Raw genomic sequence first — 13,553 nt, 5'->3', positions numbered from 1 at the left:
AGGCCGCTTCGGATCTGGCACAGTGCTTGCTCTATACCTAGCGAGGCCCAGCGCCTACAACACAGCTTAGCGCCTTAGCAGCCTGAGCCTTAAGACACCTGAATGAGCACGCCGCATGAGCCTTTTGCAAGCCGTACTGCAAAAATTCCGACTCCCCGACGAGATGGATAGCGCCACAGAACCCGAACAGGACATGAGCCTGACGGGATTGATGCAAAAATACGCTGCCTTGATTGACCTACAGAGCCGCCGTCAGTTGATCACCGTGCATATGGACGAGCAGCGCGAAAGCTTTCAATCGCTAATATTGGATATTAACTTCAGCCAAAAAGTGCTGGTGCTGGACGAGCTTTTTCCCACCCAGCCGCAGCCGCTGGCGGGCCAGATCTTGCACTTTTCCCATCAGCACATGGGTAAAATACTGCAGTTTTCAGCGCCGATCATCGAACAACAAACCATCGCCGGTAGCCCCTGCTATCTTGTGCCACTGCCCGACACCTTAGGTTATCGGCAAAGACGCAGGCACCCGAGGCTCGGCTATGAAGATATCTGCCTTCCGGTAAAACTACAGTCGCCGTGGCGCTCACACTGGTTTGGCTCGCTACAAAACCTTTCCGCTAGCGGCATGCGCCTGTGCGTCAATGGCGACAAGTTAAAGGAAATTAGCCGCGGCAGCCGCATTCCAAACATTGAGTTCGAGCTGAGCCGCAATCTACGCATCAAATGCGAAGGCAAGGTCAAAAGCTTTCGCTTCTTACGCAGACCACAACGGCAAACGGAAATTAGCATCGAGTTCGCTGCCATGAACAGCGAGCAGTACGCACTCATCAGCCACTATGTAGACACCATGCTGGCACAGAGCTATCGCGCCGCCTAAGGGGCGTTAAGGCGCGTTAAGGCGCCAATCGTAGGCATAACGCACATCAAGGTAAGGCCCGATTGGCTGCTCGCGATAGCGATTTAAAAAGGCGATACGCTCAACGTCACTGGCGCCAAAATCGCTCGCGAACCAATCAAACAAACTGCTCAACTTAAGCCTGTCACCCGACAAAAACACAGCCCGCTGGTGATTGATAAACGCCTTGGCAGCATCGTCCAATTGAGCGTCCAAATTCGCCGCCATCAGCGGCTTAGCAGGGATGTCGGGGCAGCCGATACTGGCGCAATTGAGAACAAAGTGCACCCGCGCGTCGCGCCAAATGGGCCGCAAAATACGGTGTTCAATATCATTAAAACTAAGCGCCTGCCCGGCGATATGAAATTGCGTTTTACGCCAGGGGCCGCCGGCCAACAATCCTGCAAACCCGGGGCGAATATCCTTGATCGATTCTGGAATATCCGCCTCAAGTATCTGAATGATGATTTGCGCATTGTAAAGATTGACCCAGTAAACAAACTGCTCTGGTTTAGTTAAACCGCGAGGGTCAATGGCGATATAACTGGCCACAAAGGATTTTAATTTAACCGCTGCCGCCGGCGTCACGCGAGCGTAGTCAATTACCGCAATAGATTCGCTATTAAGCCCGCGATACTGCACTAAAAATTCAGCAAAGCCCCTATCCGGCGGCAGCTGCACCGGTGCAGCTTGCGCTTGCCAAAAATCCCAAAGCACCGATTTTGGCGCAGCCTGGGCGCAGGCTGCGCCAAATAGGCAATAACAAAACAAGCTACACCCTAAAACCGCTAAAGCACTGCCAAATCCGTTGCTAGACACGTAAAATAAGCCTCTAAATTCATTAAACAGTAGAAAATCCCGTGATCGATCATGATGCGCTATTAACTGCCGATCGCCAATTCCTCTGGCACCCCTACTCATCTTTTAACAACCCGCCGCCGGTTTACTTGGTAGAGCGAGCCGAGGGTTCGTCCCTACAGCTGGCCGATGGGCGCGTGCTCATTGATGGGATGTCGAGTTGGTGGTGTGTGTTACACGGCTACAATCATCCAGTATTAAATCAGGCCGTTAAAGATCAAGTTGATAAGATGTCGCACGTGATGTTTGGCGGCCTGACTCACGAGCCCGCCATCGAACTGGCAAAAACCCTGGTGCGCATAACCCCAGCCGGCTTGAATAAAGTTTTTTTAGCCGACTCTGGCTCAGTGGCCGTGGAAGTCGCATTAAAAATGGCGCTGCAATACTGGCGCTCGCTGGGGCAACCGAATAAAACTCGCATGCTAACCCTACGCAATGGTTATCACGGCGACACCTTCGGCGCCATGTCTGTGTGCGACCCAGTCAACGGCATGCATCATTTATTCAGCGAGGTCATGCCCAGTCATTTATTTGCGCCATCGCCCGCCTGCGGTTTTACCGAGCCCTGCACCGATGAAAATATTGCAGCCTTCAAGCAACTCATTGAAGACCATAGCAACACACTCGCCGCCGTCATACTCGAACCCATTGTGCAAGGCGCCGGTGGCATGAAGTTTTACTCGCCGGATTATTTACGCAGAGTAAAAGCGCTGTGCCAAGCCAACGATGTTTTATTAATCGCCGATGAGATCGCCACCGGTTTTGGCCGCACGGGAAAATTATTTGCCTGCGAGCACGCCAATATCAGCCCAGATATTTTATGTTTAGGTAAAAGCCTGACCGGGGGTTACATGACCTTGGCGGCAACCCTGTGTAACGATAAGGTGGCCACCGGTATCTGCAATGGCGAGGCCGGCGTATTCATGCACGGGCCAACATTCATGGGCAATCCCCTCGCCTGCGCCGCCGCCAATGCCAGCCTAAAACTCTTACTCGAGCAGGATTGGCAGGCCCGGGTTAGCGAGATAGAACAACAACTGAAAAAAGAATTAGCGCCTTGTCAGAGCTACGCCAGCGTTGCCGATGTGCGCGTGCTGGGCAATATTGGCGTGGTGGAAATGACCGACACGGTGGTTATGGCAGAAATACAAAAGGCCTTTATGGCACTTGGCGTATGGATCAGGCCTTTTGGCAACATTGTTTACATCATGCCGCCGCTGATCATTACTGAACTCGAACTCCGTAAACTCACCAGTGCCATCTGCCGGGTGCTCGCTGACGGCGAAAAGTATTTAGGCTCGGCGCTATTTTCCAATGGCTAGCGGCATCGCCCATATCAAATCTTACCCATAAAAAAAGCGCGCTGAAGACATCAACGCGCTTTTTTTAGCTACTTTATACGATGGGTTTGATGCCTACCGCACTGCGCAACTCTTTCAAAAATGGCACGCTGTAGCTACGGGCTTTTTCCGCGCCTTTTTGCAGCTCATTTTCAATGTGCGCAGGATTTGCTAAAAGCTCAGTATATTTTTCTCGCGCCTCGCACAACTGGCCATTAATCAACTCATGCAACTGCTTCTTCGCTTCACCCCAGGCGATACCCGCAGCAAACTGCTCGCGCATGTATTGGGTTTGCTCCGGCGTTGCAAATGCTTGCCACAGCTGGAACACCGTCGAGTCGGCGGTATCCTTCGGGTCACCGGGTTCGAGTAAATTGGTTTTTACTTTGTTGATATGTTTTTTCAGCGGCTTTTCATCCAAAAATAACGGGATGGTATTGCCGTAACTCTTGCTCATCTTACGACCATCTAGGCCTTGTAAAACCGCTACGTCATCGTCAACACTGGCCTCGGGCAAGACAAAGTGAGTACCGTAATGGTGGTTAAAACGGGCGGCAATATCTCGCGCCATTTCAACGTGCTGAATTTGATCCTTGCCCACCGGGACTTTATTGGCGTTAAACATCAAAATATCCGCTGCCATTAATACCGGGTAGCTGTACAAACCCATGGTCACGCCGAAGTCAGGGTCTTCGCCGGCTTCTTCATTGGCCGCCACAGACGCTTTGTAGGCGTGTGCCCTGTTCATCAGGCCTTTGGCGGCCATGCAGTTAAGCATCCAGCAAAGTTCAGGGATTTCGGGTACATCGGACTGACGATAAAAAACCACGTTATCGGTATTCAAGCCAAGCGCCAGCCAAGTCGCCGCAATTTCACGGGTGGATTGATGCACGAGCGCCGGATCATGGCATTTAATCAGCGCGTGAAAATCCGCTAAAAAATAGAACGACAGGTTATTGCTATCGTGACTGGCTTCGATGGCTGGACGTATGGCGCCCACGTAATTCCCCAGATGGGGTGTACCCGTGGTGGTGATACCGGTCAATATTCTTTGCTTACTCATCTGGCCAACCTAGCTGCATCTATAAAGGCGCGTATGATACCTGCAAATGACCGAGCAGTTAAACACGTGGACACTAATGACCTGCGACCGATAAGATTAAGCGCTCGTAGGCTGGTGCCTGTGCGGTTCGACTCATACTGCTAACATCAGGGCAAGGCTGGCCAGCACCGTCAATGACCGCCAGCATGGCCTCCGCCAGCGCTTGCGCCTCTAAACCGGCATCTGTTTCATAACTCCCATAACCCGCGTCGGGAAACCATTCAGGGTAAGCCAGCCGCTTCGGTACCAAGGGAATACAGCCAGCCGCCACCGCTTCCAACACCGCCAAGCCCTGAAAGTCATGCAGCGCGGTAGAAATTACCGCATGGCTAGAGGCCAGTAAATGATTATAGGTTTCGCGACTTTCCTGAAAGCCCCAAGCACCCACGGTATCGGTCGCCTGCAATAGCTGCTGGAGTTCGGTAAAACAGGATGGCTGGGATCTAAACTGCTGTCCCACCACATGCAAACTAAAGTCCCGCTGTGTTTGAGTCAAAAGTTTTAGCGCCGCTAATAGCCGTTCGGGTGCCTTATCGTGCTCCCAGCGGTGATTCCAAATAAAACTGGGTTTGCCCGACTTATGGCAATCTAACTCAAAGGCCTGATCGGCGAGCGGCACGGGCAAGACATCGGCTTTAGCCGTTAACGAAGCCAGTAAATTCGCGGGTACACAATCAGGTAATTTCTTTAATAGTTGCCCCAAGCCAGCAAAAAAAGTCTCGCGGTTGTAGTGAGAATTAAACACTAGGCGAGTCGCCGTTAAGGCGCTGAACAGGGTCATCATTTGCGGTTCAACGCGGTTCGATTGCACCTCGTTACCCGGGTAGGAAAATTGATTCTCGTGGAAATATAAAATGCTGGGAATGGCTGCGAGCTGCGGGCACAAGCTTCGTAGACCAGCCAAGTCTGTCATGGAAGTGGCAATTATAAGGTCGTATTGCTGTACCAGAAGGTCTTGATATTCGTAGGCGATGTGCAGTGCGTTGCCCCGTATACGCCAATTAAAATAGCGCGCTGGCAGTGAAATTAACTGCCAGTGCCAGTGTGGAAAAGTTTCCTGTAAGCCCTGAGCCCAGTAGGCATGACTAGGCGCGTGATAAGCAGACAGCAATAAAACGCGCACCAAAATTTAATAGAGTTCAGCGGCGCAGGTTAAAATAGAGCACTCGAGACCGGCCTGATTAAAAAGATAAGCGGCCACCTCGGCTCGACGACCACCGTCGGCGGTAACCAAGTAATTAAACTCTTTTTCTAACCGAGACAAGCGGCTGCGCAAACCACCTAAGGGTAAATTGATAGCGCCGGCCACATGGCCGCACTTGTACTCCATGGGCAGGCGAACATCGACCAACTTAAAGCCGCCTTTCTTTTCCAGCTGACCCCAGGCTTTCAAATCTACCGTAGTGAGGATGGGCTCTTGTAACAACACCCGAAAGTCCTCCTTGGTGAGACGCATAACCCCACCGTTGGTTTGGGCAATCACCGATGCATTGCGCACCGCATCGCCCACAAGCGCTTCCTCGCCAAAATAATTACCCGGCTTCAATACCACATCGAGCTTTTGACCGCGCGACTCAACCGCTAAACGGCCCTTTTCCAGAACGTAAAAATAATCACCCTGATCGCCCTCTTGTATTAACACGTCGCCTACTTCGAATTCCTGCCACTCAAACTTGGCAAACAATTGCTGCAAATTTGCCGGTGGTACTTTATTAAACAGCGGCGACTCGAGTAGGCCGCTCATCCAATCGTGCGGCTCCTCACCAGCGACAACAGCTTCGGCCTCTTCGCCAGTGGATTCCGTATAGGCGAGTACCAAATCGATAAACTCTTTATCAATGCGAAACACCACCACAGATTCTTTTGCCACCGCAGAAACAGGCGACGGCGACTGTAGATTTAACGGCTGGCAGGCGCGCGCCGTATTGGCTTCGATCACTTCAGACTCAAAATCTGCGGCAATCAAATCCACCATACCGGACACCAGATAGTAACTTTCAGGCAACGGCTTACCGCGCTTAAACACTAGCGTGCCGCGCTCTAACTCAAACAGTTCCAAATGATCCATGAGACGCTGGAGATATTCTTCGCTCAAGCCGCAAAAGGGTTCAAATTTGGCAAGTGCCGTTAGATCGAATGACATTGTTACTCCAGATATACATCGAGTTAGCGCGTTGAATAATGTCTCTGCAAAACCTTAATAAGGTCGAGCATGTCGGTTGTACCGGCTGTTTCCCTTATAGAGTGCATACCCCAAGTGGGCATGCCGACATCCAAGGTTTTGACACCGATTTCGGCCGCCGTAATGGGGCCTATGGTACTTCCACAGGCCATATCCGTTCGCACCACGAAGGCTTGAACTGGGGCATTGACCTGCTGACAAAGGTGGCGGAAGTATGCACTGGTTTCACTGTTAGTTGCGTAGCGCTGGTTCGCATTTACTTTAATAACCGGACCTTTGTTCAACAGGGGGCCATGATTCTGCTCGTGCTTATCAGCATAATTTGGGTGTATGCCGTGGGCGTTATCCGCCGAAATCATTATTGATCGATCCACAACCCGGTTTCTCAGTTCTACATCCGGGATCAAACGCTCCAAAAACTGGCGCAGCATGGGCCCCTGAGCACCACACGCCGACAGGCTACCCACTTCCTCGTGGTCGTTGCAGATCAATATTTGAGCATAATCCGACCCAGACGCCAACATAGCCTCTAAGCCGACAAAGCAGCTGAGCAGATTATCGAGCCTCGCGCCAACAAAAAACTGCTCCTGCAAGCCTACCAAGGCAGCCGGCTGGGTATCGTAAAAAGATAATTCGTAATCCAGCACACTGGCGCAGTCCGCCACACCCTCCGCAGCTAACTGCCCGGCGAGTAGCGCTTTAAAATCAAACCCAGCTTCAGCGCTGGCAAGTTGCGCCAATACCGGAGGAATATCCGTTTGAGGGTTAATACTTCGGCTTTTATTTACCTCTCGATCTAAGTGAATAGCCAAACTGGGTACAATCGCGATGGGCTTTTTAAAGTCCACCAAGGCCGATCTGCGGCTACCCTGACTATCCAAATAATTGACTCGACCGGCTAAGGAGAGGTCGCGATCAAACCAAGGCGCCAGTAAAACGCCGCCATACACCTCAACCCCCAACTGTAAATAGCTCTGCGAATTGACCACCGGGTTGGGCTTAACCTTTAAACAAGGGCTATCGGTATGGGCACCCACCATATGAATGCCCTGCTCCGCAATTTGCTTGCCGTGAATATACGCAATAATGCTCGAGTTGTTCCGGGTTATAAAATATTTTCCACCGACCTCAAACTGCCACGCATCGCCCTCTTTTAACTCGCAAAAACCTGCCGACAACAAGCGTTTCTTCATGCTGTCTACCGCATGAAAAGGTGTCGGCGACGACTTCAGAAAATCAATCAACTTAGTTATTACAGCTAGATTACTCATAACGACTCATGTGTTGGTGCATATTTGCTTAATGGTTAAACAGCAGGTGGCTGCCACAATTCAATTTTGTTTCCAGCTGGATCAATAAACCAGCCAAAGGTGCCGTATTCTGAGGTTTCAATGTCCGGCATAACCACCGCGCCGGCAGCTCGCACCCTAGCGAGACAGCCATCTACATCATCAACGACGAGGTTGATCATGTAATTTTGCGTGCTAGGTGCAAAATAATCGGTGCTCTCCTTAAACGGTGAAAACACGCCATAGGCACCAGCCGGTAGTTGCTGGATGGGAAATTGGGCGCCCCACTCATTCATCTCGGTGCCCAAATGTTGGTTATACCAAGCAATCAATGCCTGCGGGTCTGGCGCCTTGAAAAATACGCCGCCTAAACCAAGTACCTTTGCCATGTCACCCTTCCTTATGTCATTCCAGTTGGGGTCGGTTAACGCCGCTTATGCTGCTCGAGCCGCGCTAAGAGACTCGACGTATCCCAGCGCTGCCCGCCCATATCTTGAACCTCACCATAAAACTGATCAACCAGCGCGGTTACCGGCAGGCGGGCACCGTTATTTTTTGCTTCATCTAATACGATAGCCAAATCTTTGCGCATCCAATCGACGGCAAAGCCATGGTTATATTCGCCCTTCAACATGGTTTTATAGCGATTATCCATTTGCCAAGATTGAGCCGCGCCTTTCGATATTACCTCGACCACAGCTGCGGCATCCAAACCCGCAGACTGAGCAAAGTGCAAACCTTCCGCTAGGCCTTGAACCAAGCCGGCAATGCAAATTTGATTTACCATTTTACACAACTGACCACTACCCGAAGGCCCCAGCAATTTCACTGACTTAGCAAAGACTTGAATAACCGGTTCTACATGGCCAAAGGCGAGATCATCGCCGCCAACCATCACCGTTAACTGGCCATTTTCCGCGCCCGCTTGACCGCCAGAAACAGGCGCGTCTAAAAAAGCAACCTGTTGTAGCGCGGCTAAGGCAGAAAGCTCTCGGGCTACTTGTGCCGATGCCGTGGTGTGGTCCACTAAATAAGTGCCCGGCCTCATGCCGGCGAGCAGACCCTCGTCCCCTAATACCACCGAGCGCAAATCATCGTCATTGCCCACACAAACGAAAACAATGTCGGCATTTTCTGCCGCTAATTTTGGCGTGAGCTCAAATCGGCCGCCAAAGGCATCGGCCCAACTTTGCGCCTTTGACGCCGTGCGGTTATATACGCAAACTTGATGTCCAGCCTTTACTAAATGTCCAGCCATGGGATAACCCATAACGCCTAAACCAACAAATGCTAGGTTCACAGCCCTGCCCTCTAAATCTGCCAAAATAAAAACAACAAAACACCACCAAGCAACATGCGATAAATCACAAAAGGCATCATGCCCATACGGCTAATCAACTGCATAAAAAAGAAGATACAAGCATAGGCACTTAGGCAAGATAAAATAAACCCTAAGCCCATATGCGCCCAATCAACACCCGCCTCGCCCATCAATTTAAAACTCAAGTAAGCGGCGCTTAAAGCGATAATGGGTATGGACAACAAAAATGAAAAACGCGCGGACTCAACCCGAGAAAAGCCTAATAGCAGCGCCGCCGTCATGGTTATACCCGAGCGCGAAGTACCCGGAATAAGCGCCAAAGCCTGTGCCAAGCCGATCACCATCGCAAACTTAAAGGTCATATTGAGCAGTGTTTTTTCTCCTTGGCCGCATTTATCGGCAACGCCTAAGAGAATACCGAAGCCAATAGTCGCCCAGGCGATAACCCATGCAGAGCGAAGATTTGCCTCGATAAAATCACTGCCTAAGAGCCCGGCTAATCCGGCGGGAACAGTGGCGAAGCCGATCAGCCAAACCAAATCGCTTTCGTGACTGCGATTGCCCCGCAATGAACCAAACCAACCGGCGAGTAGCAGTGTTAAATCCTTGCGAAAATAGGCCACCACGGCCAGCAAGGTACCGAAATGTACCGCCACGTCAAAAGCCAAGCCCTGATCCTGCCAACCCAATAGCTGGCTAGGCAGAATTAAATGTGCTGAGCTCGATATCGGCAAAAATTCAGTAAATCCCTGTATTAACGACAACAACAGAACCTGTAATAGTTCCACATAAACTCCATTTCAGTTAGTAATTAAAATGAGTAAGGCAACGCCTAGTCATTAATTGGATGACCGAGTCTAAAGCGATGCCGACCGGATGCGCTGTCGCTTTTGCCACGTAATACTATTGCGTAAATACACCGGCCGCGCCGCGGCTGCACCGACGGCTGGGTAAGCGCCGGTTAACACTAAATCGAGCAGATCCTGGGCGTCCGGCTCGACATCGACTATTAAGGCTGTGGGACATTGCTGGCGCAAAGGCTCCAAACCCCAACCGCTGCCGCAGCCAGCGTCGATGGTCGCTAAAACTTCCTGCATTACCTGTGTGACCGCTATTACCGCCTCGTCGCCTACGACTTGCGCCACTTGTTTTTCAATCCTGTAGCGGGCCGCGTAAACTTCATCCATGCGCGCATCGACGGCAACACCTAAAACGCCAGTAAAATTCGGATGGCGCCGAGCGAAGCCTTGAGCCAACACAGCCAAGCTCGAAATGGGAATCACGGGCAGGTCAATCGCGTAGGCCATACCCTGTACGACTCCCGTCGCGACCCTAAGCCCGGTAAAAGACCCAGGCCCACAGCCAAAGGCAATGCCATCGAGTTGCGTTAAGCTAATACCCGCTTGCGCTAACACACTGTCGACCATGGGCAGCAGGCGCTGCATATGGCCTCTTGGCGCCAATTCGAACTGTTGAAAACGCGTTTCTCCTAGGCACAGCGCCACGGAGCAGGCATTGGAAGATGTGTCTAATGCTAAATAGTTGGCCATGGATAATCTTCGGAGCAAAAAACCCGTATTTTCCCAGAAAACTAGTGGAATAACACCCAAAAAAAATCCCCCTATATCAGGGGGATTTGATTGAACGGCAGACGTTGATTAGCGCTTAGCTTTGGTGCGCTTCTTCTTGGCTGCCGCCTTGCGCGGCTTAGCCGCGACTGCTTTTTTGGCCTTTGCCTTTTTAGCCTTTTTTGGCTTTGGCTTAGCCTTTTTCATTTCTCTTTTTGCTGCAGCTTTTGCTTTCGCAGCCGCCTTACGAGCCGCAGCCTTTTCTCTCGCTGCCGCCTTCTTAGCCGCTACCTTAGCTTTTGCGGCCGCCTTTTTCGCTGCCGCACTGGCTTTAGCCGCCGCTTTCTTCGCCGCTGCTTTCGCCTTAGCCTTTGCCTTCTTCTCGATCGCAGCTAACTTAGCCTTAACCTTCTTAGCGGTTGCCTTCACCTTTTTAGCATCGGCTGCGGCACGTTTCTTTTCCCACTTCGCGGCATAGGTTGCTACCGCCTTAGCGCGATCTTTTTCAGCTTTAGCCGCCAAGCTCGCTTTTAACTGCTCAACCTTCGCCATGGCTGCGGCAACTCTTGCCTGAGCCTTAGCTTCTGACTTCAATACAGCCAATTTAGACTTAGCATCAGAGAGTTTTGCACGTGCTGTCTGCATACTGGTTGCAAGCTTCGCTGCGGCATTAGCAGCTGATACAGCTGAGCGCTTATCACCCGCTTTACCGGATTTTGCAGACTTCTTCTTAGCTGCCGCAGACTTCTTTTTCGCTGCAGCTACCTTTTTGGCTTGCGCGGCTATCGCCTTTGCCATTTGATCCACTGCTGCCTGAGCTTTTGCCATTGCCGGCGATACCACTTTAGGTGCACGAACCACTTTCGCGACCTTTGCCTTTTTAACGGCGGTTTTTTTTGCGCCGCGTTTGGCGGCTGATTTCTTTGCTACTCGTGCCATGTGTCATCTCCTGGAACATGATTTGAACAATCGGATTGTTATTACACGTTTTCAGCGCAAGATCGCGCATAACACCAGTGCAAATTGAAATTACATTGGTATCGCATTGATATTAAGAAAGAAAATCAGAATATGCGAGTTTTTTGCCCGTTTTTTAATCAAAAAACGGGCAAAAGCAGGAAAAAAATGAAAAATACGATTGTTTTTGGAAAAAAATCACAATATTGAAACGAATTTGGCTAAGCAAAGCTCTCCAACACGATATTGCTCAATAGAAAAACTTGAGCATCAGAATCATTCAAACAGGGAATGTAATGGTACGCTTTGCCACCACTCGCTAAAAATAGATCCCGATTTTCTACCTGAATTTCCTCCAAGGTTTCTAAGCAATCAATCGAAAAAGCTGGGCATATCACATCCACGCTCTCCACTGACTCAGCGCCCCATTGCGCAAGTAATTTATCAGTATAGGGTTTTAACCACTCCGCCTTTCCTAACCTTGACTGAAAACTCACTTGCCATTGAGCGGACTCTAAACCAAGACTATCGGCAACATCTCTAGCCGTTTGTAAACACTGAGCCTCATAGGGATCGCCCAAATCAACATTGCGCTGGGGAATACCGTGAAAAGAAAACAGCAATTTCTCCGAGCGACCCTGCGCTTGCCAATGGGCTTGGATACTTTGCACAAGACCGGCGATGAAATCAGGGCGTGCAGAATAGGATTTGTGGATGCGGATATCCGGAATGTCTCTATGGCTTCGAATAATTTCGGCCCACTGATCATAAACCGAGCCGGTAGTTGTTGCTGAGTACTGTGGATAGAGAGGAAGCAGCAAGAAACGATCGTAACCTTGGCTCGAGAGCGATTGAACCTGCTTGGCAATTGATTGTTTGCCGTAAGAATAGGCACAAACAATTTTTGGCGCCGCTGCGCCCTGATCGCGGGACAATGTAGCCTGTAACTTGTCAGCCAAACGCTCGGTAATGACTTTTAACGGCGAACCTTGGTCAGTCCAAATCGATTGATATGCATGAGCAACGCGCTTGGGTCTGAAGGGTAGGATAATACCATTCAAGATGGGCCACCAAAGTAGTCGTGGAATTTCTACCACACGCGGGTCCCATAAAAACTCTCGCAAAAATTTACGAACACTTTTTGCGTCGGCACGCTCTGGTGTACCCAAGTTAATTAATATAACCGCATCGGAGGATTTCATGCTCAATTCTCACTTTTAAAGACACATAAAAAAACACCCGCCTAAGCGGGTGTTTTCATACCAGAAACGACTACTTTAATACGTCAAGCACTCGCTGGCGGATCTCTTCCACACTACCAACACCTGGAATTTTATGGCATTTAACACCCGTGCTAGCCTGTCGTGCAGCATAAAAACCAACTAATGGTTTAGTTTGATCGTGATAAAGACCTAAGCGTTTGCGCACCGTTTCCTCTTGATCGTCCGGGCGCTGTACGAGTGCATCACCCGTTTCATCATCTTTACCCTCAACTTTCGGGGGATTATAGATAGTGTGATAAACGCGACCGGATGCTTCATGCACGCGTCGACCACTTAAACGAGCAACAATTTCCTCGTCAGCCACATCAATTTCCAGTACATAATCAATATCTACATTAGCCGAAACCATCGCTTCAGCTTGAGGAATTGTACGCGGAAACCCATCAAACAAAAAACCCTTGGCACAATCTGGCTGTTCAATTCGCTCTTTAACCAGGGCAATAATAATGTCGTCTGACACTAAACCACCGGAGGACATAATATCCTTTACTTTTAGTCCAAGCGGAGAGCCCGCTTTTACCGCCGCCCGCAGCATATCGCCCGTTGAGATTTGAGGTATCCCAAATTGCTCCATTATATACTTTGCTTGTGTGCCTTTACCGGCACCTGGGGCACCCAAAAGAATAACGCGCATATCTTGCTCGCTCCTACAGTTCTCATCTCGCTTGTGTTGGGCACTTAATCACACCAACTATTAATGCTGCACCCTTATCGTGGGCGCATACGATACACGCTGCTATCAACCTACTCAAGCAAGG

At 50.4% G+C, this 13,553-nt stretch carries 14 protein-coding genes; 2 read left to right on the top strand and 12 right to left on the bottom strand.

The window, feature by feature from the left end; translation table 11 throughout:
* Positions 1-115 precede the first annotated feature (115 nt).
* Positions 116-877 carry a flagellar brake protein gene (locus QWY82_RS12440; protein ID WP_290262809.1) on the top strand — a complete coding sequence of 254 codons (762 nt, stop codon included), beginning with the start codon at positions 116-118 and terminating at the stop codon, positions 875-877.
* A gap of 6 nt (positions 878-883) precedes the next feature.
* Here QWY82_RS12440 and QWY82_RS12435 read toward each other — a convergent pair whose 3' ends face one another.
* Positions 884-1,714 carry a DUF547 domain-containing protein gene (locus tag QWY82_RS12435; RefSeq protein ID WP_290262807.1) on the bottom strand — a complete coding sequence of 277 codons (831 nt, stop codon included), beginning with the start codon at positions 1,712-1,714 and terminating at the stop codon, positions 884-886.
* A gap of 44 nt (positions 1,715-1,758) precedes the next feature.
* Here QWY82_RS12435 and bioA point away from each other — a divergent pair, with 44 nt between their 5' ends.
* Complete coding sequence (gene bioA / locus QWY82_RS12430) at positions 1,759-3,075, top strand: adenosylmethionine--8-amino-7-oxononanoate transaminase (RefSeq protein ID WP_380736572.1); 1,317 nt, start codon at positions 1,759-1,761, stop codon at positions 3,073-3,075.
* 73 nt (positions 3,076-3,148) lie between these two features.
* Here bioA and trpS read toward each other — a convergent pair whose 3' ends face one another.
* The 11 genes from trpS to adk all read right to left on the bottom strand — a co-directional run bounded on the left by trpS (position 3,149) and on the right by adk (position 13,429).
* Positions 3,149-4,156, bottom strand: a complete 1,008-nt coding sequence (gene trpS, locus QWY82_RS12425; protein ID WP_290262803.1) for a tryptophan--tRNA ligase — start codon at positions 4,154-4,156, stop codon at positions 3,149-3,151.
* Positions 4,157-4,229: 73 nt separating this feature from the next.
* Positions 4,230-5,318, bottom strand: coding sequence for a tRNA-queuosine alpha-mannosyltransferase domain-containing protein (locus QWY82_RS12420; RefSeq protein ID WP_290262802.1), 1,089 nt, complete (start codon positions 5,316-5,318; stop codon positions 4,230-4,232).
* A 6-nt stretch (positions 5,319-5,324) separates the two neighbouring features.
* The gene (locus QWY82_RS12415; RefSeq protein ID WP_290262800.1) at positions 5,325-6,338 is read right to left on the bottom strand and encodes a cyclic nucleotide-binding domain-containing protein; all 1,014 of its coding nucleotides are present in this window, start codon (positions 6,336-6,338) and stop codon (positions 5,325-5,327) included.
* 23 nt (positions 6,339-6,361) lie between these two features.
* The gene (locus QWY82_RS12410) at positions 6,362-7,648 is read right to left on the bottom strand and encodes a M18 family aminopeptidase (protein WP_290262798.1); all 1,287 of its coding nucleotides are present in this window, start codon (positions 7,646-7,648) and stop codon (positions 6,362-6,364) included.
* Between the two features lie 35 nt (positions 7,649-7,683).
* Complete coding sequence (locus QWY82_RS12405; protein WP_290262796.1) at positions 7,684-8,055, bottom strand: VOC family protein; 372 nt, start codon at positions 8,053-8,055, stop codon at positions 7,684-7,686.
* Positions 8,056-8,090: 35 nt separating this feature from the next.
* Positions 8,091-8,966 (bottom strand): NAD(P)-dependent oxidoreductase, encoded by an 876-nt coding sequence (locus QWY82_RS12400; protein WP_290262794.1) that lies wholly within the window; start codon positions 8,964-8,966, stop codon positions 8,091-8,093.
* An 11-nt stretch (positions 8,967-8,977) separates the two neighbouring features.
* Positions 8,978-9,775 carry an undecaprenyl-diphosphate phosphatase gene (locus QWY82_RS12395; protein WP_290262792.1) on the bottom strand — a complete coding sequence of 266 codons (798 nt, stop codon included), beginning with the start codon at positions 9,773-9,775 and terminating at the stop codon, positions 8,978-8,980.
* Positions 9,776-9,844: 69 nt separating this feature from the next.
* Positions 9,845-10,537, bottom strand: a complete 693-nt coding sequence (tsaB, locus tag QWY82_RS12390) for a tRNA (adenosine(37)-N6)-threonylcarbamoyltransferase complex dimerization subunit type 1 TsaB (protein WP_290262790.1) — start codon at positions 10,535-10,537, stop codon at positions 9,845-9,847.
* 108 nt (positions 10,538-10,645) lie between these two features.
* The gene (locus QWY82_RS12385; protein WP_290262788.1) at positions 10,646-11,494 is read right to left on the bottom strand and encodes a hypothetical protein; all 849 of its coding nucleotides are present in this window, start codon (positions 11,492-11,494) and stop codon (positions 10,646-10,648) included.
* Between the two features lie 239 nt (positions 11,495-11,733).
* Positions 11,734-12,714, bottom strand: coding sequence for a ferrochelatase (gene hemH / locus QWY82_RS12380; protein ID WP_290262785.1), 981 nt, complete (start codon positions 12,712-12,714; stop codon positions 11,734-11,736).
* Positions 12,715-12,784: 70 nt separating this feature from the next.
* Complete coding sequence (adk, locus tag QWY82_RS12375; protein WP_290262783.1) at positions 12,785-13,429, bottom strand: adenylate kinase; 645 nt, start codon at positions 13,427-13,429, stop codon at positions 12,785-12,787.
* Positions 13,430-13,553: the final 124 nt, after the last annotated feature.

Source organism: Simiduia curdlanivorans (assembly GCF_030409605.1).
Classification (GTDB): Bacteria; Pseudomonadota; Gammaproteobacteria; order Pseudomonadales; family Cellvibrionaceae; genus Simiduia; species Simiduia curdlanivorans.
This window is presented reverse-complemented; position numbering and strand designations above follow the sequence as displayed.